This window comes from Nonomuraea sp. NPDC003727 (assembly GCF_053586935.1).
This window is the reverse complement of sequence record NZ_JBSFNE010000003.1, coordinates 60,480-84,853: the sequence shown is the minus strand read 5'-3', so window position 1 is coordinate 84,853 and position 24,374 is coordinate 60,480. Positions and strand designations below refer to the sequence as shown.

Sequence of the window (24,374 nt, the reverse complement as noted above, 5' to 3'; positions counted from 1 at the left end):
CCCGCCACCGCTGACCCGGTCGCACCCACGCGCCATGCATGGGCGCGATAGAACGACCCAGGCTCCCCTCCCTCGTGGCGCGACGCTAGCGTTTGGGCATGCGCTCACGCCGTTCCTGCCTCGCGGTTCCGGGATCCAACCCGCGCTTCCTCGAGAAGGCCCAGACCCTCCCCGCCGACGAGGTCTTCCTGGATCTCGAGGACTCGGTCGCCCCCCTGGCCAAGGAGGAGGCGCGCAAGAACGTCGTGGCGGCCCTGCGCGAGGGCGACTGGGGCGGCAAGGTGCGCGTCGTCAGGGTGAACGACCTCACCACCCAGTGGACCTACCGCGACGTGATCGAGGTCGTGGAGGGCGCGGGGGAGTTCCTCGACTGCGTGATGCTGCCGAAGGTGCAGGACCCGACCCAGGTGCTGTGGCTCGACACCCTCCTCACCCAGATCGAGCGCACGATGGGCTTCGAGGTGGGCCGGATAGGCATCGAGGCGCAGATCGAGAACGCGCGCGGCCTGGTGAACGCCGACGCCATCGCCGGGTCGTCGCCGCGGCTGGAGACGCTGGTGTTCGGGCCCGCCGACTTCATGGCCTCGATCAACATGCGGACGCTGGTCGTGGGGGAGCAGCCGCCCGGCTACACCGAGGGCGACGCCTACCACTACATCCTGATGCGGCTGCTGATGGCCGCCCGGACGCACGACCTCCAGGTGATCGACGGGCCGTACCTGCAGATCAGGGATGTCGAGGGATACCGGCGGGTGGCGCGCAGGGCGGCGGCGCTGGGGTTCGACGGCAAGTGGGTGCTGCACCCGTCGCAGGTGGAGGCCGCCAACGAGGTGTTCTCACCGGCCCAGGAGGACTACGACCACGCCGAGCTGATCCTGGAGGCGTACGAGTACTACACGACCGTGGAGCGGCGGGGCGCGGTGATGCTCGGCGACGAGATGATCGACGAGGCGTCGCGCAAGATGGCGCTGGTGGTGGCCGCCAAGGGCAGGGCCGCGGGCCTCCGGCGCACCACCACCTTCACGCCCGGGTCCTGAACGGTTCAGAAGGTCACGCCTACCGCGGTGAAGAACCAGAACGACGAGGTGAGCCACAGCCCGACCAGAGCCGCGAACGCCGTCCCGCCGAGCACCGGCAGACTCCACCCCGGCAGTCCCCTGCGCGGCAGCGCCAGCATCTTCGCCACGAACACCCCGTAGAAGAAGCAGCCGAGGAGCGAGTGGACCAGCACGCGGGGCGCGTCGAACTGCAGGCCGAGCGCGTACAGGCAGTGGAAGGCGACCGGCACGCTGAGCACGAACGCCAGCCGTCCCGACCACCGGTGCACCCAGGCGGGGATGCTGACGCCGAGCTTGCCCCACATCGACAGCGCCGAGACCACCTGGACGATCGCCAGCAGGAAGACGCCCGTCGTCAGCCAGGACTTCATCGCCAGGGCCCCCGAGAATCCGGCGGGCCCGACCGCGTAGCCGGTGGGGGTGTGCAGGCGCCCGTAGACGCCGAGCGCGACCGCGACCAGCGCCCCGGTCAGCAGCGGCACCAGCAGGCCCACGGCGGTGCGCTTGTCCGTGGCGAAGGTCATGGCATCTCCTCGATGAATCCGTCGACGTCCTTCGGGGTGACGGCAGCGCCGTCGATGGCGACCGGCAGACCCGGTGTCAACGTGGGCACGGGCACCGGCTGGTCGTCCCTGACCATGGCCCCGACCTGGGTGAAGCCCTTGCCGTCCGGGAGCGCCAGGACGATCCACCCGGCCCGGTAGCGCGCGCCGCGCACCAGGGCGGTCGCCCGGTAGAGCCCCGAGGGCTTCTTGACCGTGGACGCGGAGAAGCTCAACGTCCTGTCGCCGAAGCGCAGCTCGCCCTTCGCCTTGCCGCCGCCGACGACGGCCGTGAGGCTGGCGTCGTTGAAGCCCTTCAGCGTGACCCGGCCGTTGACGGCCTTGCCGGCGAACCAGGCCTCGGTGATGCCGTCGCAGAAGTATCCGACGGCCTTGCCGTCCCTGACGGAGACGGCGACGAGCCCGCCGTTGTCCCGTACCCGGCCCGCGTAGTCGGCCTTGACGGCCGCCGGCCGTACGGATCTCGAGGGTGAGGGGGTGGCGGACGCGGTCGAGACGGCGGTCGCCACGGCGTCCGGCGCGGGCGTCGTGTCCGCCGGCTCCCCCGCGTTACTGACCACCCCCAGGCCGACGGCGAGCGCGGCGCCCGCCGCCAGGGTGATGAACGGCCCCAGCCTTGACATGAGTGCTCCCCAGATTCGGATGTCTCTCTTCGAGAATCCGCCTCGCCTGGCGCCTTGTCTGTGAACTAATGCGCATCCGCCGGACAGAATGAAGGGATGCACGACAACCAGCCTCCGGCTCCCTACGGCGCGCAGCCGCCATACGGCCCGCAGTACCAACCTGGGCCATACCCCCAGGCCATGTACGGCACGCCGCCTCCCAAGCCGGCGTGGTTCGTGCCGGCGCCGCCCGGCACCAGGTACGACCATCTGGCGAGGAACCCGCTGAACGCCTGGTGGCGCCAGGTGGTCGGCACGCTGTTCGTGGCGGCGTGCTTCTTCGGGGTGGCGGTGCTGGTGGTGGTGGCCGGAACCGTCGTGGCGGTGATCGCCGGCATCCCGGCGCCGATGGCGGGGGAGCAGCTGTTCGGTGACCCCGTGTTCACGCTGGCCGTCACGCTGCTGTCGATCGCCGGGGTGCTCCCGCTGGTCTACGCGGCCGTGGCGCTGTTCCAGCGCAGGCCGCCCGGCACGCTGTCGTCGGTCGTGGGGCGCCTGCGGTGGGGGTGGCTGGCGCGGTGCACGGGCGTCGCCGTGGCGGCGCTGGTGCTCGGGCAGGGGGCGCTCTACGTCGCCTACGCCGTCACCGGCCAGAACACCTCGGACCTGTTCGGCTGGAAGGGCTGGGCGGCGTTCGTGCCGGGGTTCGTGGTGATCCTGTTGCTGGTGCCGTTCCAGGCGGCGGCGGAGGAATACATCTTCAGGGGCTGGCTCCTGCAGGCCTTCGGCGCCTACGTCACCTCGCCGTGGCCCGGCATCGTGCTGGGGTCGGCCGGTTTCACCGCGCTGCACGCCTACACCGACTGGGGCATCCTCGACGTGTTCAGCTTCGGGGTCGTCATGGGCTGGCTGGCGGTGAAGACCGGCGGGATCGAGGCGCCGGTCGCCATGCACGTGGTGAACAACGTGTTCGCGTTCTCGCTCAGCTCGGCTGCCGGAGATCTCGAGGACGCCATGAGGCAGGGCTCCGTGCCGTGGCAGTCGCTGACGGGGACCGTCGTCCAGCTGTCGGTGTTCGCCCTGGGCGTGCTGTGGCTGACCAAAAAGCGGGCGATCGCCACCGTTTCTTCCTAAACCACGCCGGGGGTTCCACGAATCTCGCTAGAGAGGTCTCGTCAGCGCGGCGCGGGCGTGCTGGTGTGGATCCTGTGGAGGTGCGCGCAGGTGATCATTTCGGCGGGATGGGGTAGAAGTACCGGCGTACGTCTCCCCTTTTAGGCGTACATAACTGGATGGTCCGGATATTTCCTGACTAGGAGGTGCGTCGCGTGGCCTCGGGCCCCAGCGATCCGCGCTCGCAAAGGCAGCCGCCGGAAGACGATCCGCGCGCTCCAGAGCCTCGCTCACCCGAGGACGCGGCGCACAGGGAAGGCGAGCCGCCGCGCCCCTCGGGCGGATCCGGTACGCCGGAGGAGCCGAGGATCAGGCACGCGCCTCCGGGACCCAGCGACGACCGCGCCCGTGGGGTGCCCGTCGCCTCGCCATGGGGGATGCCGCCGTTCGCCTCGCCGACCCCCGACGACCACCAGGCGGAGGAGGAGGCCGCCGCGTGGCCGAAGGGGCGCAGACCTTACAGCTCACCGGCCGCACCCCAGGAGCCGAGAGCCCCCCGGGAGGCCACACCTCCCACATCCGCGTCGTCCGAGGGTGAGCCGTCCCGCCCCCGCAGGATCGTGCACCCCGACAAGCTGGTCGCCACCGGGCCGCCCCGCCCGCGCCCCCCGGTCTCCCCGAGCACGCCGCCCGGGAGCGGAAACAAGCCGAGCACGCCGGCCGGGAGCGGTGAGCAGCCGGGCGCGTCGGCCGCGACCGGAGAGCAGCCGGGCACGCCGGCCGGGAGCGGGAAGGAGCCGGGCGCACCCGACCCCGGCCTGTCCGAGCGCGACAGGCCGACCGCTCCGCATCCCCGCCCGCCGGGCATCAGGACGGGACCACCCCCGTCCCGCGTCGAGCCGTACCGGATGCCGCCGCGCCCCGAGCCGCACGAAGACGAGGGGCAAGGCGTCGACGGCCCGCCCCTCCTCCACGAGCACGACCAGGCCCCCGGCGAGACCTCCGCCCAGCCGGAAAGGGCGCGCGGCGAGGCCTTCGCCCACTCGGAAGGCACACACCGCCAGGCCCAGACCCCTGCCCAGCCCGAGCTGCACGAGCACGACCAGGCCCCCGCCCACCCCGAAAGGGCGCGCGGCGAGACCTCCGCCCACCCCGACGGCACGCGCGACCAGGGACCCGGCCAGCCCGAAGGCGGCCCCGGCGACGAGTCCGGGCAGGACGCGCCCGTGCGCAGGGTCGGTCGCCCGCCGGGCGGTCGCCCCACCCGTCCCGACCTGCTCGTCGCCTCGGGCCCGACCCCGCCGGGCGGCGCCGCCGGCAGGCACCACCGCGGTCCCGCGCCCTCGGCGATGCGCAGGTCGAGCCCGGTCAGGCGGCGCCGCGTCGGCCCCTACCTGGTGGTGATCATGCTCGCGCTGACCGTGGCCGCCGGCGTCATCGCCTGGCAGTGGTGGAACGGCGGGCAGCAGGGCCTCCGCCTGGCCGCGGGCGCCGGCCGTTCGGGTGACGAGCTGTTCGTGGTCCCCGCGGCGGGTGACGGCTCCAACCAGAAGCTCAACGATCTGGCCGCCGTCGGCAGCACGGTCGTCGCCGTCGGCAGCGACACCACCAGCCCCGTCCCCCGCCCGCTGTTCCTCTTCTCCCCCGACAGCGGCGCCACCTGGCAGCTCGCCGACGTCACCGGCTCCACGACCACCACCGTCCAGCGCGTGGTCGGCGCGAACGGCCGGTGGCTCGCCTTCGGCCAGGACGGCACGGGCGACGAGCGCGGCCTGTGGACCAGCACGAACGGGTCGACGTGGGCGGCCGTCGAGCAGAGCGGCCTGGAGGCGTTCAGGAAGGGCGACCTCATCCACGACATCGCCAGGACGTCGTCGGGGTTCGTCGCCGTCGGCCGTACGGTCCTGCAGGACGGCACGCCGGGCCCCGTCGCCTGGCACTCGCCGGACGGCCGCGCGTGGACGCGGGTCGACAGCCGCGACATCGGCACGCCCGACAAGGTCCGCGAGTTCAGGACCGTCGTGGCCAGGGAGGATCAGGTCGTCGTCCTCGCCCAGCCGGCCCAGGGCGGCGGGTCGGTCGTCATGCGGTCGACGGACGGCGGGCGGACCTGGGTGCGCACCGCCACCCAGCTGCCCGGCATCGCGCCGCGGCCGGGCACGCTCGCCGTGCTCCCCGAGCGTTTCGTGCTGATCCCGACCAGGCACCGCGAGCCCGGCGGCGACGTGCACGTGTACTGCTCGCCCACCGGCGCGGAGTGGACCAGGTGCGGCGCGATCGGCGGCCTCGGCGCCCAGAGCACCGGCGTCAACGCGGTCGTCGCCCACAGCGCCGGCCTGGCCGCCGTCAGCCAGTCGGGTCTCGACAGCTACACCGTTCACACCAGCCCCGACGCGGCCACCTGGACCAAGCGCGCCGACCTCGGCAGCATGCCGGGCGCGACCGTGCGCGGGCTGGCCCTGGCCGACTCGGGCACGCTGGTCGTCGGCGGCGACCAGGCCGCCGCCGACGTCGACAACCGGCTCGTGCTGATGACGGTCAAGGACGGCGAGCGGCCCGCCACGGTACGGCTGGCCGACATCAGGGGCCTGACCAGGGTGGCCCGCGAGACCGCAAGGGTCGCGGCGGCCGACGGCCGCTTCGTCGCCGTCGGCTCCGCGTCGGCCGACGCGGGCATCTGGACCAGCACGAACGCCGTCGACTGGAAGTCCGTCACGCTCGCCGCGCCCCGCCGGCAGCAGCTGTCCGACCTCGCGCACGGCCGGAAGGGCTGGCTCGCCGTCGGCACCACCATGCCGGACGCCTCCTCCACCGAGCCGTTGCTCGTCGCGTCGGCGGACGGCCGCTCGTGGAAGAAGATCGAAGGGCCCGCCCGGGGTGACGGCCAGCCGTACCTGGCCACGCAGTCGGTGGCCGCGGGCGAGGGCGGCTACGTGATCGCCGGCGAGGAGCGATCGGCCTCGGGTACGGCTGCGGCCGCCCTCTGGTACTCGACCGACCTGCGGAAGTTCAGCCGCGTGGCCAAGCTGCCGCGCGACGGCGCGGGCGTCCGCATCCACGACGTCGCCGCAGGGCCGGGCGGCTACGTGGCGGTCGGCGGCTCCGGCGGCGCCGAACGCGAGAGCGGCGTCGTGTGGACCTCCGCCGACGGGCTCGCCTGGAAGGCACGCGGCCGGCTCCTGCCGCCCGACGCCACCTCCGCCGGCCTGCGCCAGGTCGCCTGGTACGGCGAGCGGGTCGTCGCCATCGGGACCGCCCAGGTGTCGGGCTCGCGCAAGGCGTTCGCCGCCGTGTCCGACGACGAGGGCGCCACCTGGGACTACGCCTGGCTGCCCGCCGAGCGGGCCGCCGCCGTCCACGACCTGGCCGCCGCCCCCCAGGGGCTGGTCGCGGTGGGCTGGCACGGCGTTCCCGGCAGCGGCGACAGCGCGGCCTGGACCTCCGAGGACGGGCTGACATGGCACCGCCAGGACCTGACCAGGGACCGGCTGGGCGGGGAGGGCACGCAGTGGCTCGGCGCCGTCACGGTCTCCGGCTCCAACGTGGTCGCGCTCGGCCGCTCCACGACGTACAACTCCGACCATCTCGTCCTGTGGACCTCCACGCTGTCGTCCGACCGGTGACGGGCGACGTCACGGCGGCCCGCCGAAGTCGCGCTGGAGTGGCGTGATGGACGGGCGCCCGCCACGCGCCCGCGGTGGGGCCGGCCCGGCTTGCCGTACGGGGGGACCCAGGGTCAGGACGCAAGCGCCCGGCCAGGCAGCCCGCGGCAGGACGTCGGCGGGGCCGTCAGGAGGGCAGGACGTTCCTAGGCGGGGGCGGCCAGGAGGGCAGGACGGTGGTCGGGAGGGCACGACGTTCCTTGGCGGGGCGGCCAGGAGGGCAGGACGTTCCTAGGCGGGGTGGTCGGGGGGCAGGACGTGCCACGCCTGCAGGGCGGCGAGCAGGCCGTCGGTCAGCGGCAGGGTGTCAAGTTCCGCGCGCGAGCACCAGCGCGCGTCCGCCGCGTCGTCGCCCGGCGCGAGCGACCCCGCGACCACCGTGGCCACGTAGTCGCGGATCACGTAGACCACCCCGTCGGGCCCCGGCCGCTCGACCACGCCCGCCAGCACGCCGACCGCCACCCGCAGCCCCGTCTCCTCCAGGACCTCCCTGCGCAGCGCCGCCTCGTCGCTCTCGCCCGCCTCGACCCGGCCGCCCGGGATCGACCACAGCCCTTCACCGGGCGGGTGCCCGCGTCTGACCAGGAGTATCTCCGAATCCGCGACGATGATCGCGCCCACACAATTTACGCGCACATGGTCAAGATTACGGCGGCATAACGGGCTCCGCCCTTGACGGATCGGTGCCCGGGGACGCACCGTGAGTAGCTGTGAGAGCGGCACCAACCTGCCCACGGTGTTTCGGCCCGCTTCACGCACCGAGTGCGTGGTCGAGCGCGTGGCGCTGTGGCGCGCATGGCGATGTCCTGCCCTTCCAGACGCTGCAGCCGGCCAATACGGCCCGCGACGCGATCCGGCTCGGCGCGGTCGTGCCGGTGTGGCTGCCCTGGCCGCTGCCGCCCGGCTGGCTGGTGACCGGCTTCGGCGTGGCGGGCGACGAGCGCACGGGTGCGCGGGCGAGCCTGGTCGCGCTGACCGGCCCGTCGGTCACGCACGGCCCCGCCGACCTGGTCGTCATCGCGGAGGAGCCGGGCGTCGGGCTGGGCGCGGCCTACGCGGGCATCGACGGCCCCGACCCTGGCAGGGGTTTCGGCGAGGGGCCGCCCAACGCCAAGATCGAGGTGCTCGGCCACCCGACGCCGCTGTGGTGCGTCGCGGCGCCCGACGACAGGGCCGTCTACGCGGGCGAGGCGCTCGGCAACTGGCTGTGGACCATCGTGTGGCCGGCCGAGGCGGGCTGCCTTCTCGTGCTCGACCAGCTGAGCCTGCGCGACCTGCGCGAACACGACCAGGAGCTGGACCTGCCGTTCGGCGCGTTCTCGCCGAGGCTGGAGGGCTAGGCTCGGGCACGGTCCCCCCTGACGGATCTGGGGGGCACGGTGTTCGACGTCAGGTTCTTCGTCGAGGCGTTCGTCACGATGTTCGTCATCATGGACCCGCCCGGCATCATCCCCCTCTTCCTCGCCTACACCGGTGGGCGCACTCCCGCCGAACGCAGGCGCATCGCCAGGCAGGCGGCGGTCACGGCGTTCTGCCTGATCGTGGTGTTCGCGGTCTTCGGGCAGGTCATCCTGGGCTACCTGCACGTCGAGGTGCCCGCCATGCAGATCGCGGGCGGCCTGCTCCTGCTGCTGGTCGCCCTGGAACTGTTGCGCGGGACGACGGAGCCGCAGGCGGGCACGGTCAAGTCGAACGTCAACGTGGCGCTGGTGCCGCTGGGCACGCCGTTGCTGGCCGGTCCCGGCGCGATCGTGGCCACGATCGTCTTCGCGCAGCAGGCGGGGGCGGTGCGGGGCGGCATCCTGACGCTGGGGTTGGCGATCGCGGCGGTGCACGTGGTGCTGTGGTTGTTCATGCGGTTCTCGGTGGGGATCATCCGGGTGATCAAGGAGAACGGGGTGGAGCTGGTCACGCGGATCGCGGGTCTGCTGCTGGCGGCGCTGGCCGTTCAGCTGATCATCACCGCCGTCCGCGCCCTCGTCGCCTGACCCGCCCCGCGACCCCACCCCGCCCGACAGGCCCCGGCCCACGACCCCGCGCCGCTCGACGGCTCGCAAGGCGGGATCCGGGCCCCGGTTGGCGATAGGGTGGCAGCGTGGGAGCGCGTATCGAGCGAGTGGTGACCGAGGGCGTCGTCGAGATCGACGGTGCCGAGCACAAGGTCGAGAACAACACCTGGATCGTGGGCGACGACGAGGAGGTCATCGTCATCGACCCGGCGCGTGACGCCGACAAGATCCTCGACCGGATCGGTGAGCGCGAAGTGCTCGCCGTCATCTGCACGCACGGCCTTCCCGACCACGTCGGCGCCGCCATCGAGGTGGCCAGCAGAGACGAGTCGGTGATCGCCCTGCACCCCAAGGACAAGCCGTTCTGGCGGGAGACCTGGTCGGAGACCTGGCCCGACATCGAGATGGAGGACGAGGGCGTGTTCGGCGTCGGCGACGTCCGTCTCGAGGTGCTGGAGACCCCCGGCATCACGATGGGCGGCGTCTCCCTCTACTCCGAGGAGCTCGGCGCCGTCTTCACGGGCAAGTCGCTGCAGGCCGACGGTCCCGGCAAGCTCGGCGGCGAGTACCCTGCGCTGGCCGACCAGCTGACCTCGATCGGCGGCAGGCTCTTCACGCTGCCCGGCGCCACCAGGGTGCTGCCCAACCAGGGCGAGGAGACCACGATCGGCGACCTGGAGCCGCACTTCGACGACTGGGTGTCCGGGTCGCTGACCCGCGAGGCGCCCGCCGAGGGCCCGCTGACCGACGGCACGAACGCCGCCGGGATCAGGCTGAACCTGGGCGACCGGTAGGTGCTGGAGCAGCTCCCGCTCGAGGGCATGCCGCGACGGCTCTACTCGTGCACGCCGTCGCGGCTCAACTCGTGGCTCGACTGCCGCAGGCGCTACAGGTTCTCCTACCTCGACCGGCCGCAGCCGCCCAAGGGCCCGGCATGGGCGCACAACAGCGTGGGCGCCAGCGTGCACAACGCGCTGGCGGCGTGGTGGCGGCAGCCGTACGAGCGAAGGACCCCGGCGATGGCGGCGATCCTGCTGACCAACGGGTGGATCTCCGAGGGCTTCAGGGACGCCGAGCAGTCCACGCAGTGGCGTGATCGCGCCCGCGGCCTGGTCTCGGGGTACGTCGAGACGCTCGACCCCGCCGACGAGCCGGTCGGTGTGGAGCGGACGGTCGCCACACGGACGAAGGCCATCGCCGTCTCCGGGCGTATCGACCGGCTCGACAGGCGTGGCGACGAGCTGGTCGTGGTCGACTACAAGACCGGCCGGCGCCCGCTGACCGAGGACGACGCCCGGGGCTCGCTCGCCCTGGCGATCTACGCGATCGCCGCCTCGCGGGTGCTGCGGACCCCGTGCGCCAGCGTCGAGCTGCACCACCTGCCGACCGGTGAGGTCGTCGAATGGCGGCACACCGACGAGTCGCTGGGCCGCCACCTGCGCAGGGCCGAGGAGATCGCGGAGGAGGCCGGCGAGGCCGACGAGCGTTACCGCGCGGGCGAGACGGAGGAGCCGTTCCCGCCGAACCCCGGCCCGCTGTGCTCCTGGTGCGACTTCCGCCGCCACTGCCCCGAGGGCCGTACGGCGGCGCCTGACAAGCTGCCGTGGGACGCCCTCGCCTGAGCTCCCTGGGCCTGACCGGTCCTGGCCCGGCACGGCCGGCGGACCGGCGTGCTCTCACCTGGGTCCCGGATCGGGGTGATCGCCGGCGATCGGCGTGCTCTCACCTGGGTCCCGGACCGGGGTGATCGCCGGCGATCGGCGTGCTCTCACGTGTGTCGGTGACCGGGGCGCTCTCGCCTCCGAACCAGGACCGGGCGGGCGGGTCAGGCGGCCAGGGTGGTGCCCGGCCACCTGCGCGGGTCGGTCAGGCCCTTGAGTCCCTTGCTCACGTCGTAGCCGGCCTTGGCCAGGCGCTCCCGCGAGGCGGTCAGCATCTGCCGGGTCGGCTCGGCGAAGGCCAGGTCGTGCACGTGCTCGGGCAGCGAGTTGGCGCCCAGCCGGAACGCCCTCAGCGCCGCCGTGACCGTCGAGCGGGGCACCTCCGGCAGCGTGCCGTACATCCGCCTGGCCCAGCCGGGCAGCGTGTAGTAGCAGAGCGCGCCGAAGGGGAAGTAGACCGGCTTGCCGGGTGAGAGCCTGCGCAGTTCCTGCGGCAGCCGCGGCCACAGCAGGAAGCGCACGGTCGCCGCCGACTCGTCGATGACCCGCAGCTTGGGACGCATCTCGGCGAAGTAGGCGGCCATCTCGGCCTGCGAGCCTGGCACGTCGTCCGGGTGCAGGCCGACGTAGGTGGCGCTCTTGCGCTGCTCGTGGAGGTAGCGGTCGGCCTGCCGGTCGGTCAGCCCGAGACCGCCCCTCCTGGCCACCTCCAGGTAGGACGACACCTCGGCGCAGTGCACCCACAGCAGGAGCTCGGGGTCGTCGACACGGTAGGTCCTGCCGCCGTCGCTGATGCGCAGCATCCGGTGGATGCCGCGCACCTTGCGCCCGATCTCGTCGGCCTCCTGCGGGCTGCCGAACGTGACCCTGCCCACGAAGTCCGCGGTACGGCGGAGCCGCCCGAACGGGTCGTCCTGGAAGTTGGAGTTCTGCCAGACGCCGCGCATGGCCAGGGGATGGAGCGCCTGGAGCATGAGGCCGCGCACGCCGCCCACCCACATGGTGCGGTCGAGGTGCACGAGCCACGTCACAGCCTGGGGCGGCTGGACGACGATCTCTTCGATGCTCGCCATAGTAAGTAAATGATTACACGGCTGGGCGCCGGTTGGCCTCGGCGGTGTTCCAGAATCTCGTCAGCGCGGCCGCCGTCGTCTCCGGCGCCTCGACGGCGGGGGAGTGGACGGCGCCCGGCACCACCACGGTCTCGGCGCCGAGCCGTGTGGCCATCGCCGCCTGCGCGCTGGGCGGCCAGCCGTCGTCGTGCTCGCCGAACAGCACGAGCGTGGCCACCTCGATCTGCTTGAGCTCCTCGGTGCGGTCGGGCTGGTCGAGCACCTGCTCGGCCATCGTCGTCAGCGCCGTGGGGTTGTTGGCGAACAGCCGCTTGCGCAGGAAGGCCACGATCTCGTCGGGCACGCCGCCGCCGAGCGCCTCGGGTTCGTAGCGGGTGGTCCACACGTGTTCGAGGCCCAGCTCGGGCAGCTCGCGCATGATGGCCCGGCCCACCCGCTCGCGCGGTCCGACGATGCCCGAGGGCCCGGAGCTCATCAGCGTGAAGGAGGCGAACTTCGTGCGGCCGTCGATGACCGCCTCCCTGGCCACCAGGCCGCCGAAGGAGTGGCCGACCAGGTGGACGAGGCCGCCCCCGCCGACGGCCGTCGCGACCGCGTCGACGTCGTTGCCGAGCGCGGGGCAGGTGTAGGCGGCGGCGTCGTCCGGGCCCGGCGTCTCGTACTGCCCGCGCATGTCGATCGCGACGACCTTGCGGTTGGCGGCGGCCAGCGTCTGCAGGACGGCGATGAAGTCTTCCTTGCTGCCGGTCAGGCCCGGCACGAGCAAGGCGGGTAGCCGCTCGATGACGCCGCTGATCGGCGTGGCCTCCAGGGCGGCGAACGAGCCGAGGGGCGTGTCGATCTGCACGGGGGTGACCCCGGGCGGCAAGGACAGGAAGCGCGGCGTACTCACGTAAGGCAACAATACCCAGAGCGCAGGGTGGGAACACGCCGAAATGGCGCATCTACCCAGCTTGACGTGCCAAAAGGCACACGCGGGAAAAGCGCGAAGGCCGGGGCGCTCCCGTGGTGGGGCGCCCCGGCCTTCGTGGCGTCAGCGGCGCCTGGGGCCGCCCGAGCCACCACCGGTGCTACGCGGCCGACGCCGCTGCTGCTGGCGCTCGGACGCGGCCGACGGGGCGATCTCGTCGTCGTCGGTCGCCAGGTCGGGCGACTGGAAGATGACCGTGAACGCGTTCGGCGGCACGATCCGCTCGGGCTCCCTGCGCGCAGGGGGCGGCGGCGGGGTGGTGAGGAAGCTCGGCTCCTCGACGGGCGGAGCCGCCTGCTGCTCGGCCACGGAGGCGAGAGCTCCTTCCAGCGCCTCCGAGGAGGCGCCCCTGCGGGTCCTGGTCCGCCTGGACGGCTGGTCGGCGGCGGCCTCGATCTCCTCGGTGGAGATGATGGCAGGGGTGTCGTCGTTCCTGCGGGAGCGCCTGCGCATGGGCTTCTCCTCTGGCGCGATCGTCGATGCGGTGCTTTCGGTGTCCTCGATCAGCCCGGTCGCGGGCGCGCCGGCCGGAGCGGTGGCGACCGCCTCGGTGACAGGCGCGGCGTCGTCCGGCACGGTCGGGACGAGTTCGTCGGCACCGGCCTCCGTGGAGCGGCCGCCCCTGGTGCGGCGACGCTGGCGGGGCGTGCGGGCGGGGCGCGTCTCGCGCTCCTCCCTGTCCTTGCGGCCACGCGAGCGCGAGCGCCCCGTCTCGCCGAGGTCCTCGAGCTCCTCGGCCGCCAGACCCGCCCTGGAGCGGGCGGCGCGCGGCAGCACGCCCTTGGTGCCTTCGGGGATGCCCAGCTCGCTGTAGACGTGGGGCGAGGTGGAGTAGGTCTCCTCCGGCTCCATGAAGTCGAGGCCGAGCATGTTGTTGATCATCTTCCAGCGGGTCAGCTCCTCCCACTCGACGAAGGTGACCGCGGTGCCGGTGCGTCCGGCCCTGCCCGTGCGCCCGATGCGGTGCACGTAGGTCTTGTCGTCGGTGGGGGCGTCGTAGTTGACCACGTGGGTGACGTCGTCGATGTCGATGCCGCGCGCCGCCACGTCGGTGGCGACCAGCACGTCGATCTTGCCGTTGCGGAAGGCGCGCAGCGCCTGCTCGCGCTGGCCCTGCCCGAGGTCGCCGTGGACGGCCGCCACCGCGAAGCCGCGGGTGTCGAGCTGCTCGGCGACCATGTCGCAGGCGCGCTTGGTCTCGCAGAACACCATCGTGAGGCCGCGGCCGTCGGCCTGCAGCAGGCGGCCCACGATCTCGATCTTGTCCATCCGGTGGGTACGCCAGACGAGCTGGCGCACCTGCGGTGTGGCCTCACCCTCGCCGCTCTCCATCTCGGCGCGCACGTGGGTGGGGCGGTTGAGGTACTTGCGCGACAGCGCGACGATCTCGCCCGGCATGGTCGCCGAGAACAGCATCGTCTGCCGCTGGTCGGGGATCAGCTTGAAGATCCGCTCGATGTCGGGAAGGAAGCCCAGGTCGAGCATGCGGTCGGCCTCGTCGAGAACCAGTGTGGTGATCTGCGACAGGTCGAGGTGCTTCTGCTTGACCAGGTCGAGGAGCCGGCCGGGGGTGCCGACGATGACGTCGACGCCCACCTTCAGCGCCTCGATCTGCGGCTCGTAGGCGCGCCCGCCGTACACGGTGAGCACGCGGGAGCCGAGCTTGCCCGCGGCGGTGACCAGGTCCTCGGAGACCTGGACGGCCAGTTCGCGGGTGGGTACGACGACCAGCCCGCGGGGCTTCTTGCGGTTCTTGCGCGGCTTGCCGATGCTCTGCAGCATCGCGATGCCGAACGCGTAGGTCTTGCCCGTGCCGGTGCGGGCCTGACCGATGAGGTCCTGACCGGCGAGGGCGAGTGGGAGCGCCATCTCCTGAATGGGGAACGGCGCGACGATGCCCTCGGTCTCGAGGGCATCAGCGATCTCTGGTGTGACTCCGAGGTCTCGGAAAGTCGTCAGCGTGGCCTGCCTCAGTCTCAAATGAAGGCGGGCCTGCCGGGACCATCGGGCCGAAAACATCCCCGTGCCTGGGTCCTCGCGGTAGAGCCTGCCCTCTCGCGTCATCAGCGACCGCAGGCCCGGAAGTGGGGGTTAGCGGGAGCGAATCTCCCGGATTAACACAGTGCGGTCGCACTTTCACAGAGCAGTGTACTCGATACCACAACGCAGGCCGAGATTCATTATGTTCCCGAAGTACGCTGCCTCCATGACAGATTCCCCGGGTGTCGTCGATCTTCTCGGCGTGCTGGCCTACGCCGAGCTCACCGCCTTCCTCCGGCTGGCCGAGGACGCGGCCCAACTGGCCCCCACGCTGACCGACCGGGCCGTGCTGGGCGAGCTGGCGGTGGCCGAGTACGCGCACTTCCAGCTCCTGCGCGACAAACTGGTCTCCCTCGGGGTCGATCCTGACAAGGCGATGTCGCCGTTCGTGGACGCGCTGGACGACTGGCACGCCAACACCGCCCCGGGCGACTGGCTGGAGGCGCTGGTCAAGGCGTATGTCGGCACGGGGATCGCGCTCGACTTCTACCGTGAGGCGGCCAGGCACCTCGACCCGTCCATCGCCGGGCTGGTCGACGAGGTGCTGGCCGACCAGGGCCGGTCGGCGTTCGCGGTGGAGCGGGTGCGGTCGGCGGTCGAGGCCGACCCCGCGCTGGCGGGACGGCTGGCGCTGTGGGCGCGCCGGCTGGTCGGCGAGGCGCTCAGCCAGGGGCAGCGGGTGGCGGCGGCGCGCCCCGAACTGGCCCTGCTGCTGGTCGAGGCGGTGCCCGACGACCAGGCGGAGATCTCCAGGCTGTTCGCGCGGCTGACCGAGGAGCACGGCAAGCGGATGGCGGCGCTGGGCATCTGACGGCCTCGCGGGGCGGGAGCGCCCGGGCGCCGGGCTTCGCGGTGAGAGAGAGCTGACCGGGTACGCGCATCGGGCGGCGCGAGAACGCGGACGGTTGTACCGTGCCAGATATGAGGGCCTCGCGCCGCTACAGCAGCTCTATGACCAGATGTGGACCGAATCGCTGGGCCTCGCGCGCCGTACTCCGGCGGGAGAGCGCGGGCTGCCCCACCGGAGAGCCGAGGCGGGAGCACGTTCCCCGGCGGCGGTGGCCACCCCGATGCCGTCTCGGTCTCCAGGCCCGGGAGCCCCGTCCGCGGCCCTGACGTAAGGGGACGCCCAGGGGTACGGCGGCGCCCGCCGTACCCCGACTGTCATGGGGCCGCCCTACATGGTGCCGCCGAAGCCCACCGGCCTCGTCTCGTCCTCGCCGATCTCGACGAACCCGATCGAGATCACCGGGACGATGACACGCCTGCCCTTGACGTCGCTGATGGCGAAGACGCCCCGGTCGGCGGCGAGCGCGTTCCGGATCTCCTCCTCGACCTGATCGGCCGACAGGTCGGTCTCCACAACGATTTCGCGGTGTACGGAGCGTACGCCGATCTTGATTTCCATCGTGCTCCTCTTCAGACGGGCCAGCTCATCCCATCGTCACCCGTCACGGGGGAACGGGAAGCACTGATCGCCCCGAGCGAACGCGGTTAAGCCGTACGCGGAAAACCGCTGATGCCGCGCCAGGCGAGCCTGGCCATGAGCTGTTCGGCGGCGTCCTTGGGGATGGAGCCGTGCTGGGTGATCCAGTAGCGGGCGCTCACCTCGGCCATGCCCACGAGCCCGACGCCGAGCAGGTGCGCCTCCTCGCTGGAGCAGCCGGTGTCCTCCTGGATCACCTGGCTGACCATCTCGGCGCACTCGCGCAGCGACCGCTCGACGCGCTGCCGTACGGGGGCGACGTTGCGCAGGTCGGACTCGAAGACGAGCCTGAAGGCCTCACCCTGGCTGGAGACGAAGTCGAAGAAGGCGCGGAAGGTGGCCTGGACGCGGAGCTTGTTCTCGTTGGTGGAGGCCAGGGCCTCGCGCACCCTGTTGACCATGTCGTCGACGTGGAGGTCGAGCAGGGCGAGGTACAGCTCCAGCTTGCCGGGGAAGTGCTGGTAGAGCACCGGCTTGCTGACCCCGGCACGGTCGGCGATCTCGTCCATGGCCGCCGCGTGGTAGCCGTTCTCCACGAACACTTCCTGCGCGGCGTTCAGCAGCTGGCGCCGGCGGGCGAGTCGGGGCAGCCGGGTGCCCCGGGGCTTGGCGTCCGGGGTTGCTGTCACGCGGGTCTCCTAGGGGACGGATGCTGTGTGCCCGCACATCCTACGCACGGGTAACCAGGTCAGCGGTAGTCATCGTCGTCATCGTCGCCGACGGTGCGGTCCTGTTCGAAGGCGTCGGCCGGGTCCACGTCGAAGGGATGTTCGTGACGGACGTCGAGATCCTCCTCGCGAAGCGTCCTGAGCTGTTCGGCCGCGTCGGCTTCGGGCACCTCGATCGACAGCGTGGGAGGTACCTCGATGGAGAGCTCGGCCTCGTTCTGCGACATTCCCATCCCCCTCTCGTTACCGGACGGCTTCCACCTTACGCCTGGCCGAACAGGTCGCCGTGTTGCTCCACCCTGGCCAGCGCATCGGGCGCGGTGAAGACCAGCTCGTCGGGGTTCCCGCAGTCCTCGACCTCCGTCCAGAGCAGCGGGGTGGAGACCGTCGGGTGCGGTCTGGCGCGCAGCGAGTAGGGGGCGACGGTGGTCTTGGCCGGGTTGTTCTGGCTCCAGTCGATGAAGACCTTGCCGGGCCTGAGCTTCTTGGTCATCACGCTGACGATCTGGCGGGGATGTTCCTTCTCCAGGCGCTGGGCGAGCTCGCGGGCGTAGTGCGAGGGCTCGACCCGGTTGTCCCACGCGGCGTACAGCTGCATGCCCTTGTTGCCGCTCGTCTTCGGCCAGGCGGTCAGCCCGTCGGCGGCCAGCGCCTCGCGCAGCAGCACGGCGACCCGGCAGCAGTCGACGATCGTGGCGGGCGGTCCCGGGTCGAGGTCGAGCACCAGCAGGTCGGGCGGGAGCGGCTTGCCGTCCTCGCCGACCTTCCACTGCGGCACGTGCAGTTCGAGCGCGGCCAGGTTGGCGTAGTAGGCGAGCGAGGGGAGGTCCTCGATGACGGCGAAGTCGATGGTCTCGCGGTTCTTGGTGCTGCCCGGCACGGGCAGCGTCACGACGCGCAGCCACGAGGGGGAGTGCTGGGGCGCGTTCTTCTCGAAGAAGAAGCCGTCGTCGACGCCGTTCGGATAGCGCTTCACGGTCAGCGGCCTGTCCCGCAGATGCGGCAGCAGGACGGGGGCGATCCTGGTGTAGTAGTCGATGACCTCGGCCTTGGTGAAGCCGGTCTCGGGGTACAGCACCTTGTCCAGGTTGCTGAGCGTCAGCCGGCGTCCGTCGACCTTGACGGGAACCTTCACAGGGTCACCTCTGCCGGAAGCTTGTCGGGTCGCAGGCCGCGCCACACCGGGTGCCGCAGCCTGCGGTCGTGGGTCCACATCGTGTAGGCCACCTCCCCGACCAGCTCGGGTCTAACCCATCTGGCGCGTCCCGGTACCTCGCTGGAGAAGGGGCTGTGGGGCACCTCGAGCGGTTCGAGGAGCGCCAGCAGGCGCGCCAGCGCCGCGTCGGTGAACCCGGTGCCCACGTGGCCGACGTAGCCGAAGCCCTCGGCGCCGAACATCCCCAGCAGCAGCGACCCGATGCCGCCGGCGCGCCGTCCCTTGCCCGGCTTCCACCCGCCGATCACCACCTCGGCGCTCTCGTGGTGCTTCACCTTGATCCACCACGGGGAGCGCACCCCCGCGCGGTACGGCGAGTCGAGCCGCTTGGCGATCACGCCTTCGAGCCCCTGCTCCAGCGTCGCGGCCAGCAGGTCGGAGTCGCCAGGGAAGCAGGGCGGCGCGCCGATGTCCAGCTCGTCGAGCAGCGCCCTCCGATCCCTGTACGGCAGGTCGAACAGCGGCCGGCCGCCGAGGTGGAGCAGGTCGAAGGGTAAGAAGGTGACCGGCACCCGGTGCACCAGCGCCGGGCTCGGATCGCTGAGGTGCATCCGCCGCTGTAACCGGGAGAACCACGGCCGCCCGTCGGGGCCGAGCGCCACCAGCTCGCCGTCGACGACGGCCTGGCCGAGCCCGAAGCCCGCCGCCGCCCGGCACACCTCGGGATACCTGCTGGTGTAGTCGGTACCGTGCCGGCCCGTCACCCTGCATCCGCCCGCCGCCAGATGGACGAGGGCCCTGATGCCGTCCCACTTCACCTCCAGCCCGTACTCCTCGCGGTCGGCCGGCAACGGCCCTGGTACGGCGAGCATTGGTTCGATCGGATATGGCATCGGATCGCCCATGAGGGGTATGTGCCCATGAGGACAGCCCGCTATTTCTCCTGGAGTGCCCCATGCGCAGCATCTGGAAAGGTGCGATCTCCTTCGGGCTGGTGACGATCCCGGTCAAGCTCTACTCGGCGACGGAGCAGAAAGACGTCACCTTCCACCAGGTGCACCGCGAGGACGGCGGCAGGATCCGTTACAAGCGCGTGTGCACGGTCGACGGTGAGGAGGTGCCCTACTCCGACATCGCCAAGGGGTACGAGCTGCCCACCGGCGAGATCGTCGTGCTCACCGACGAGGACTTCGAGGAGCTGCCGCTCAGCACCTCGCGGCGGATCGACGTGCTGCAGTTCACCCCGGCCGACCAGATCGACCCGATCTACTTCGCCAAGTCCTACTACCTGGAGCCCGACGCGCAGGGCGCCAAGCCGTACGTGCTGCTGCGCGACGCGCTGGAGAACTCCGGACAGGTCGCGGTGGTCAAGGTGGCGCTGCGGCAGCGCGAGTCGCTGGCCACGCTCCGGGTGCGCGAGGGGGTGTTCGTCCTCGAGACGATGCTGTGGCCCGACGAGATCCGCAAGACCGACTTCGGCTTCCTGGAGGAGGACGTGGACGTCCGGCCCCAGGAGCTGAAGATGGCCGAGTCGCTGATCGCCACGATGGTGGCCGACTTCGATCCCGGCGAGTACCGCGACGCCTACCGCGAGGCGCTGCAGCAGGTGATCGAGGCCAAGGTGGCGGGCAAGGAGGTCATCGCCGCTCCCGAGGGCGAGGAGGAGGCGGGCCCGGCCGTCGACCTCATGGCCGCGCTGCGGGCCAGCGTCGAGGCGGCGAAGAAGGAGCGCGGCGCCACCACGAAGAAGGAGCCGAAGAAGAAGGCACGCAAGTCCGCCTAGGGTGCTCCATGTCCGTTTCGGGCTGACCACGCGACAAGCGGGTTATCGTCGAGGAAACGGAAGGGGGACGAGCGGTGACCGAACCCATCGCGCGCTGGCCCGGCAGGATGGTCGGCGACGTGCACGTGCGCTCCACGCCTGAGGGCGGCTCCGAGCAGGCGGTGTTCGTGCACGGCCTGGCGGGCTCGGCCACCAACTGGACCGACCTCATGGGAGAGCTGCGCGACCTGGTCACCGGCCACGCCATCGACCTGCCCGGCGCCGGCTACTCGCCCGCGCCCGCCGACGGCGACTACAGCGTCGCCGCCCACGCCGCGGCGGTGATCGGTCTCATGGAGCGGACCGGCCCCGCCCACCTGTTCGGCAACTCGCTCGGCGGGGCCGTCTCGGTGACCGTGGCCGCCACCCGTCCCGACCTGGTGCGCTCGCTCACCCTCATCTCGCCCGCGCTGCCCGACCTGGTCCCCCGGTACGGCCCGGCGCGCGTGGCCGCCTCGGCGACCCCGCGGCTCGGCGAATGGGTGGCCGACCGGCTGCGCTTCGTGCCCGCCGAGCAGCGCGTCAACGCCTCGCTGGCCATGTGCTACGCCGACATCTCCCTGGTGCACCCGGTCAGGCTCCGGGAAGCGGTCGAGGAGCTGCGCAGGCGGGACGGCCTGCCGTACGCGGGCAGCGCGCTGATCGGCTCGGCGCGCGGCATCGTCACGGAGTACTTCAGACGCGGCGAGCGGAACCTGTGGCGGCTGGCGGAGGGGGTGACCGCGCCCACCCTGATCATCCACGGCCGCAAGGACCGGCTCGTCCGGCCCGCCATGGCCAGACGGGCGCTCAGGGCGTTCCCTCAGGTCAGGCTCGTCCTGCTGCGTGACGCCGGGCACGTCGCCCAGATGGAGGCGCCCGGGGCGGTCGCCGTGGAGGCCCGCCGTCTGATCCGTGAGACGCGATTGGGGAATGCCCCACTCCCGAGCTAGGTTTCAGTGGAGATAGGACCCCTAATCGGGAGCGTAGAACTGTGTCGTTGCCACCTCTGGTCGAGCCGGCCGCCGAGCTGACCGTCGATGAAGTGCGCCGCTACTCGCGCCACCTGATCATTCCCGACGTGGGCATGGCCGGGCAGAAGCGGCTGAAGAACGCCAAGGTGCTGTGTGTGGGCGCGGGCGGCCTCGGCTCGCCGGCGCTGATGTACCTCGCCGCGGCGGGCGTCGGCACGCTGGGCATCATCGACTTCGACGTCGTCGACGAGTCCAATCTCCAGCGTCAGATCATCCACGGTCAGTCCGACGTGGGCCGGCCCAAGGCCGAGAGCGCCGCGGCGACGGTCCGCGAGATCAACCCGCTCGTCGAGGTCGTCATCCACAACACCGCGCTGTCGACCGAGAACGTGATGGAGATCTTCTCCGGCTACGACCTCATCGTCGACGGCACCGACAACTTCGCCACGCGGTACATGGTCAACGACGCGGCGGTGCTGCTGGGCAAGCCGTACGTCTGGGGCTCGATCTACCGCTTCGACGGCCAGGCCAGCGTGTTCTGGGCCGAGCACGGCCCGTGCTACCGCTGCCTCTACCCCGAGCCCCCGCCCCCCGGCATGGTGCCCTCGTGCGCCGAGGGCGGCGTGCTCGGCGTGCTGTGCGCGTCGATCGGCTCGATCCAGGTCAACGAGGCCATCAAGCTGCTCACCGGCATCGGCGACCCGCTCGTCGGGCGGCTGATGATCTACGACGCCCTGGAGATGAAGTACCGCGACGTCAAGGTCCGCAAGGACCCCGAGTGCGTGCTGTGCGGCAAGAACCCGACGGTCACCGCGCTGCTCGACGACTACGAGGCGTTCTGCGGCACGATCTCCGACGAGGCGGCCGAGGCGGCCTCGGGCTCGACGATCACCGCGCAGGAGCTCAAGGCGATGCAGGACGGCGGGGAGAACATCTTCCTCATCGACGTCCGCGAGCCGAACGAGTACGAGATCGTCTCCATCCCGGGCGCGACGCTGATCCCCAAGGGCGAGTTCCTGAACGGGTCTGCCCTGGAGAAGCTGCCCCAGGACAAGCGCATCGTCCTGCACTGCAAGTCGGGCGCCCGCTCGGCCGAGGCGCTGGCCGTCGTGAAGAACGCCGGCTTCTCCGACGCGGTGCACGTCGGCGGCGGCGTGCTGAGCTGGGTCAAGACCGTCGACCCCAGCCTTCCCACGTACTAGCGGCCGGGCCGCGCGACCGGGGACACCGCGCCGCGGTGTCCCCGGTCCCGTTCACGGCACGGTGCGGCCCGGCTGGGCGAGCGGCCTCGAGCGCGCTCGCGTGCTTCGACAGCACCGGGTCGCTCACCCCAAACCTGATCGCGCATGAAGGAGAACTCCGCCTCCTCCGAGGCCGCGGGCAGCGAGACGATCCGGAGTCTTGCAGGGACGCGTATGACAGGGTTGAGGGGATGTCGCCGGGCGCTCCGCATTAAGGTCGAGTTGTGAGCAACCGACGAGCATGGCCGTCGCTGGTCGTGACGTCCGCGTTGGCGCTGATCTGCGCAATCACCGCGGGCGTCGCGGCGAGCGCGTCCGGCGCGGAGCTCACCAGAGGGCCCACGCAGGCCGAGCTCGAGAACGCCGCCGAACGCGAGGTCGCCGAACGGTGGCACAGCTGGCCGGCAGGCAAGATCTTCCCGGCCACCCTGCCCTACATCGCCGAGCAGGGCGGCCAGGAGCGAGCGCGCCGCGTGGGCATCGCCCGCTCGACCGGCTGCGCCGGCGCGGTCGACGCGAAGGCGGCCGCCGCGCTGCGCAAGGCCGGATGCAGGGGCGTGCTCAGGGCCACCTACCTCGACGCGCTGCAGGGCGTCGTGGTGACCGTGGGCGTGGTCGCGCTGCCCGACGAGCTGCGTGCCGTACGGGCCAAGAAGGTCTTTCCCATCTCGGGGCGGCCGGTGCCGGGGCTGCGGCCCGTGGCGTTCGAGGGAACCGTGACCGACCGGTTCACCGCGCAGGGACGCCAGGCAGGCTCGGTACGGCAGGCCGGCCCCTACCTCGTGCTGACGACCGCGGGCCAGGTGGACGGCAGGCCCGCGCGAGCCGTCGGCGAGCAGCGGCCCGCCGTGTTCGCCTTCGCCGCCGACCTCGGCGAGCGCGTGCTGGCCGAGCTGAGCACGCCGCGGGTGCCGCAGTGCGGGGCCAAGGGGTGGCGATGCTGAGGCGGCTGGGCGTAGCCGTGGCGCTGGCCCTGCTGGTGGCGCCGGTCGCGCACGCCGACAGCGTGCGAGACAGCCAGCAGCAGGTGATCGACACGCTGCGACTGCCGGAGGCGTGGCGGACCAGCAAGGGAGCGGGCGTGCTGGTGGCCGTCCTCGACTCGGGGGTCGATCCCGCCCACCACGACCTGGCCGGTTCGGTGACGGTCGGCGCCGACTTCACCAAGGGCGCCAACCCGCCGAACGTGCAGCCGCTGCGGCTGCACGGCACCTACATGGCCTCCCTCATCGCGGGGCACGGCCACGGGCAGGGCAACGGCGACGGCGTCATCGGCGTCGCCCCGCGCGCCAGGATCCTGTCGGTCAGGGTGATCCTCGAGGACGAGGAGCCGGGGTTCGGCGAGTTCAACACCGCCAAGCGCTACGAGGACGTGGTGGCCAAGGGCATCCGCTACGCCGTCGACCAGGGCGCGCAGGTGGTCAACATGTCGATCTCCAAGGAACTCGCCACCCAGCAGGAGCGCGAGGCGATCCGCTACGCGATCTCCAAGGGCGTCGTGCTGGTGGCGGCGGCGGGCAACGAGGGCGCGCGCAAGCCCGAGGCCAGCGGGTACGCCCCCTACTCCTACCCGGCGGCCTTCCCCGGGGTGGTCTCGGTGGCGGCGACCGACCGGGGGCTGCGCCGGGCGTCGTTCTCCAACTGGAACCCCTCGGTGCTGCTGGCCGCGCCCGGTGTCGACATCCTGGGCGCGGGGCCGGGCAACGAGTACTGGGTGGGCAAGGGCACCTCGCAGGCCAGCGCCCTGGTCTCGGGTGTCGCCGCGCTGATCAAGGCCAGGTATCCGCGGATGTCGCCGGCCCTGGTGTCGCAGGCCATGACGCTGAGCGCGTCCAGGCGCCCGTCCGGGGGCTACGACACGGGTACGGGCTTCGGCGTGGTCGACGCGGCCGGAGCGCTCGCCGAGGCGGGCAGGCTGGCCGGGCACACGCACACGGCCCGAGGGAAGGACGCCTACGATCCGGACCGGCCGCTCGGCAGGGCCGCCGCGCCCATCCAGGTGATCCACCGGGATCATCGCCGGATCGTGGTCTTCGGTTCCATCGCGGCGGCCGCGGCGGTGGTGGCGCTCGCCGCCGTGCTGGTGATGGCCGCACTGGTCAAGCGGACGCGCAGGGCAGACCATCACCAAGAGGCATGATCCGCGTCCGTAGGGGGACGAATTACCTATGAGAAACGCACAAAAGGGGCCGTCACCGCCAGGGTGAGCTCACGTTTCTCCTGGGCGAGAACCAAGAATGAGTGAGGAGCGGTGGGGGACACGTCAGGGAGGGCACGCAGGCGGCCCGTGTCCGGGC

General features: G+C 71.8%; 24 protein-coding genes. 13 read left to right on the top strand and 11 right to left on the bottom strand.

The window, feature by feature from the left end; genetic code table 11:
- The first annotated feature begins 98 nt into the window (after positions 1-98).
- Positions 99-1,037: an HpcH/HpaI aldolase/citrate lyase family protein gene (locus tag ACWDLG_RS09190; RefSeq protein WP_354905872.1), complete on the top strand. Its 939-nt coding sequence runs from the start codon at positions 99-101 to the stop codon at positions 1,035-1,037.
- A gap of 5 nt (positions 1,038-1,042) precedes the next feature.
- On the opposite strand, the gene ACWDLG_RS09185 is transcribed toward ACWDLG_RS09190, so the two are convergent.
- Both ACWDLG_RS09185 and ACWDLG_RS09180 read right to left on the bottom strand, forming a co-directional pair.
- Positions 1,043-1,582: a DUF6529 family protein gene (locus ACWDLG_RS09185; protein ID WP_449917728.1), complete on the bottom strand. Its 540-nt coding sequence runs from the start codon at positions 1,580-1,582 to the stop codon at positions 1,043-1,045.
- The gene (locus ACWDLG_RS09180) at positions 1,579-2,244 is read right to left on the bottom strand and encodes a hypothetical protein (protein ID WP_449917726.1); all 666 of its coding nucleotides are present in this window, start codon (positions 2,242-2,244) and stop codon (positions 1,579-1,581) included. The genes ACWDLG_RS09185 and ACWDLG_RS09180 overlap by 4 nt, the downstream gene beginning before the upstream one ends.
- 96 nt (positions 2,245-2,340) lie before the next feature.
- On the opposite strand from ACWDLG_RS09180, the gene ACWDLG_RS09175 reads away from it, so the two are divergent.
- Both ACWDLG_RS09175 and ACWDLG_RS09170 read left to right on the top strand, forming a co-directional pair.
- A complete protein-coding gene (locus ACWDLG_RS09175) occupies positions 2,341-3,357 on the top strand; it encodes a CPBP family glutamic-type intramembrane protease (RefSeq protein ID WP_449917723.1) in 1,017 nt (338 codons plus the stop codon).
- Between the two features lie 599 nt (positions 3,358-3,956).
- Positions 3,957-6,959: a hypothetical protein gene (locus ACWDLG_RS09170; protein ID WP_449917721.1), complete on the top strand. Its 3,003-nt coding sequence runs from the start codon at positions 3,957-3,959 to the stop codon at positions 6,957-6,959.
- A 270-nt stretch (positions 6,960-7,229) separates the two neighbouring features.
- Here ACWDLG_RS09170 and ACWDLG_RS09165 read toward each other — a convergent pair whose 3' ends face one another.
- Positions 7,230-7,634, bottom strand: a complete 405-nt coding sequence (locus tag ACWDLG_RS09165; protein ID WP_449917719.1) for an NUDIX hydrolase — start codon at positions 7,632-7,634, stop codon at positions 7,230-7,232.
- A 74-nt stretch (positions 7,635-7,708) separates the two neighbouring features.
- On the opposite strand from ACWDLG_RS09165, the gene ACWDLG_RS09160 reads away from it, so the two are divergent.
- The 4 genes from ACWDLG_RS09160 to ACWDLG_RS09145 all read left to right on the top strand — a co-directional run bounded on the left by ACWDLG_RS09160 (position 7,709) and on the right by ACWDLG_RS09145 (position 10,629).
- Positions 7,709-8,338: a DUF6758 family protein gene (locus ACWDLG_RS09160; RefSeq protein ID WP_354905880.1), complete on the top strand. Its 630-nt coding sequence runs from the start codon at positions 7,709-7,711 to the stop codon at positions 8,336-8,338.
- Positions 8,339-8,377: 39 nt separating this feature from the next.
- A complete protein-coding gene (locus ACWDLG_RS09155; protein ID WP_354905881.1) occupies positions 8,378-8,986 on the top strand; it encodes a MarC family protein in 609 nt (202 codons plus the stop codon).
- A gap of 107 nt (positions 8,987-9,093) precedes the next feature.
- Positions 9,094-9,801 (top strand): MBL fold metallo-hydrolase, encoded by a 708-nt coding sequence (locus tag ACWDLG_RS09150; protein ID WP_354905883.1) that lies wholly within the window; start codon positions 9,094-9,096, stop codon positions 9,799-9,801.
- Positions 9,802-10,629 carry a RecB family exonuclease gene (locus ACWDLG_RS09145; protein WP_449917714.1) on the top strand — a complete coding sequence of 276 codons (828 nt, stop codon included), beginning with the start codon at positions 9,802-9,804 and terminating at the stop codon, positions 10,627-10,629. It begins immediately after the preceding gene.
- A gap of 203 nt (positions 10,630-10,832) precedes the next feature.
- On the opposite strand, the gene ACWDLG_RS09140 is transcribed toward ACWDLG_RS09145, so the two are convergent.
- The 3 genes from ACWDLG_RS09140 to ACWDLG_RS09130 all read right to left on the bottom strand — a co-directional run bounded on the left by ACWDLG_RS09140 (position 10,833) and on the right by ACWDLG_RS09130 (position 14,580).
- A complete protein-coding gene (locus ACWDLG_RS09140; RefSeq protein ID WP_449917711.1) occupies positions 10,833-11,741 on the bottom strand; it encodes an oxygenase MpaB family protein in 909 nt (302 codons plus the stop codon).
- 13 nt (positions 11,742-11,754) lie between these two features.
- Positions 11,755-12,633 (bottom strand): alpha/beta fold hydrolase, encoded by an 879-nt coding sequence (locus ACWDLG_RS09135; protein WP_354905889.1) that lies wholly within the window; start codon positions 12,631-12,633, stop codon positions 11,755-11,757.
- A 141-nt stretch (positions 12,634-12,774) separates the two neighbouring features.
- Positions 12,775-14,580, bottom strand: coding sequence for a DEAD/DEAH box helicase (locus ACWDLG_RS09130; protein WP_449917708.1), 1,806 nt, complete (start codon positions 14,578-14,580; stop codon positions 12,775-12,777).
- Positions 14,581-14,917: 337 nt separating this feature from the next.
- Between ACWDLG_RS09130 and ACWDLG_RS09125 the strand changes: the two genes are divergently transcribed.
- Positions 14,918-15,562: a ferritin-like fold-containing protein gene (locus ACWDLG_RS09125; protein ID WP_354905890.1), complete on the top strand. Its 645-nt coding sequence runs from the start codon at positions 14,918-14,920 to the stop codon at positions 15,560-15,562.
- 366 nt (positions 15,563-15,928) lie between these two features.
- Here the strand turns inward: ACWDLG_RS09125 and ACWDLG_RS09120 are convergent, their stop codons facing one another.
- The 5 genes from ACWDLG_RS09120 to ligD (ACWDLG_RS09100) all read right to left on the bottom strand — a co-directional run bounded on the left by ACWDLG_RS09120 (position 15,929) and on the right by ligD (ACWDLG_RS09100) (position 18,933).
- A complete protein-coding gene (locus ACWDLG_RS09120; protein WP_354905892.1) occupies positions 15,929-16,159 on the bottom strand; it encodes a DUF3107 domain-containing protein in 231 nt (76 codons plus the stop codon).
- A gap of 86 nt (positions 16,160-16,245) precedes the next feature.
- On the bottom strand, positions 16,246-16,866 hold the full coding sequence (locus ACWDLG_RS09115) for a TetR/AcrR family transcriptional regulator (RefSeq protein WP_449917703.1): 621 nt from the start codon (positions 16,864-16,866) through the stop codon (positions 16,246-16,248).
- 59 nt (positions 16,867-16,925) lie between these two features.
- The gene (locus ACWDLG_RS09110; protein WP_449917701.1) at positions 16,926-17,138 is read right to left on the bottom strand and encodes a hypothetical protein; all 213 of its coding nucleotides are present in this window, start codon (positions 17,136-17,138) and stop codon (positions 16,926-16,928) included.
- A 29-nt stretch (positions 17,139-17,167) separates the two neighbouring features.
- Entirely contained in the window at positions 17,168-18,040 is an 873-nt protein-coding gene (gene ligD / locus ACWDLG_RS09105; RefSeq protein WP_449917698.1) for a non-homologous end-joining DNA ligase, read from the bottom strand.
- The gene (ligD, locus tag ACWDLG_RS09100; RefSeq protein WP_449917696.1) at positions 18,037-18,933 is read right to left on the bottom strand and encodes a non-homologous end-joining DNA ligase; all 897 of its coding nucleotides are present in this window, start codon (positions 18,931-18,933) and stop codon (positions 18,037-18,039) included. Before ligD (ACWDLG_RS09100) ends, ligD (ACWDLG_RS09105) begins: the two co-directional genes overlap by 4 nt.
- A gap of 83 nt (positions 18,934-19,016) precedes the next feature.
- Here ligD (ACWDLG_RS09100) and ku point away from each other — a divergent pair, with 83 nt between their 5' ends.
- From ku to ACWDLG_RS09075, 5 genes are all read left to right on the top strand, one after another.
- Positions 19,017-19,844: a non-homologous end joining protein Ku gene (ku, locus tag ACWDLG_RS09095; protein WP_449917694.1), complete on the top strand. Its 828-nt coding sequence runs from the start codon at positions 19,017-19,019 to the stop codon at positions 19,842-19,844.
- 74 nt (positions 19,845-19,918) lie between these two features.
- The gene (locus tag ACWDLG_RS09090) at positions 19,919-20,815 is read left to right on the top strand and encodes an alpha/beta fold hydrolase (protein ID WP_449917692.1); all 897 of its coding nucleotides are present in this window, start codon (positions 19,919-19,921) and stop codon (positions 20,813-20,815) included.
- A 41-nt stretch (positions 20,816-20,856) separates the two neighbouring features.
- Positions 20,857-22,038: an adenylyltransferase/sulfurtransferase MoeZ gene (moeZ, locus tag ACWDLG_RS09085; RefSeq protein ID WP_449917691.1), complete on the top strand. Its 1,182-nt coding sequence runs from the start codon at positions 20,857-20,859 to the stop codon at positions 22,036-22,038.
- A gap of 263 nt (positions 22,039-22,301) precedes the next feature.
- On the top strand, positions 22,302-23,021 hold the full coding sequence (locus tag ACWDLG_RS09080) for a hypothetical protein (RefSeq protein ID WP_449917688.1): 720 nt from the start codon (positions 22,302-22,304) through the stop codon (positions 23,019-23,021).
- On the top strand, positions 23,015-24,217 hold the full coding sequence (locus tag ACWDLG_RS09075; protein ID WP_449917686.1) for a S8 family serine peptidase: 1,203 nt from the start codon (positions 23,015-23,017) through the stop codon (positions 24,215-24,217). Before ACWDLG_RS09080 ends, ACWDLG_RS09075 begins: the two co-directional genes overlap by 7 nt.
- The last annotated feature ends 157 nt before the right edge of the window (positions 24,218-24,374 follow it).

Coding starts and splice junctions, on each gene's coding strand:
- ACWDLG_RS09180 (WP_449917726.1), bottom strand. CDS start 2,244: ATGTCAAGGCTGGGGCCGTTCATCACCCTGGCGGCGGGCGCCGCGCTC.
- ACWDLG_RS09130 (WP_449917708.1), bottom strand. CDS start 14,580: ATGGCGCTCCCACTCGCCCTCGCCGGTCAGGACCTCATCGGTCAGGCC.
- ACWDLG_RS09110 (WP_449917701.1), bottom strand. CDS start 17,138: ATGGGAATGTCGCAGAACGAGGCCGAGCTCTCCATCGAGGTACCTCCC.
- ACWDLG_RS09075 (WP_449917686.1), top strand. CDS start 23,015: ATGCTGAGGCGGCTGGGCGTAGCCGTGGCGCTGGCCCTGCTGGTGGCG.
- ACWDLG_RS09175 (WP_449917723.1), top strand. CDS start 2,341: ATGCACGACAACCAGCCTCCGGCTCCCTACGGCGCGCAGCCGCCATAC.
- ACWDLG_RS09120 (WP_354905892.1), bottom strand. CDS start 16,159: ATGGAAATCAAGATCGGCGTACGCTCCGTACACCGCGAAATCGTTGTG.
- ACWDLG_RS09140 (WP_449917711.1), bottom strand. CDS start 11,741: ATGGCGAGCATCGAAGAGATCGTCGTCCAGCCGCCCCAGGCTGTGACG.
- ku (WP_449917694.1), top strand. CDS start 19,017: ATGCGCAGCATCTGGAAAGGTGCGATCTCCTTCGGGCTGGTGACGATC.
- ACWDLG_RS09125 (WP_354905890.1), top strand. CDS start 14,918: ATGACAGATTCCCCGGGTGTCGTCGATCTTCTCGGCGTGCTGGCCTAC.
- ligD (WP_449917696.1), bottom strand. CDS start 18,933: ATGCTCGCCGTACCAGGGCCGTTGCCGGCCGACCGCGAGGAGTACGGG.
- ACWDLG_RS09185 (WP_449917728.1), bottom strand. CDS start 1,582: ATGACCTTCGCCACGGACAAGCGCACCGCCGTGGGCCTGCTGGTGCCG.
- ACWDLG_RS09190 (WP_354905872.1), top strand. CDS start 99: ATGCGCTCACGCCGTTCCTGCCTCGCGGTTCCGGGATCCAACCCGCGC.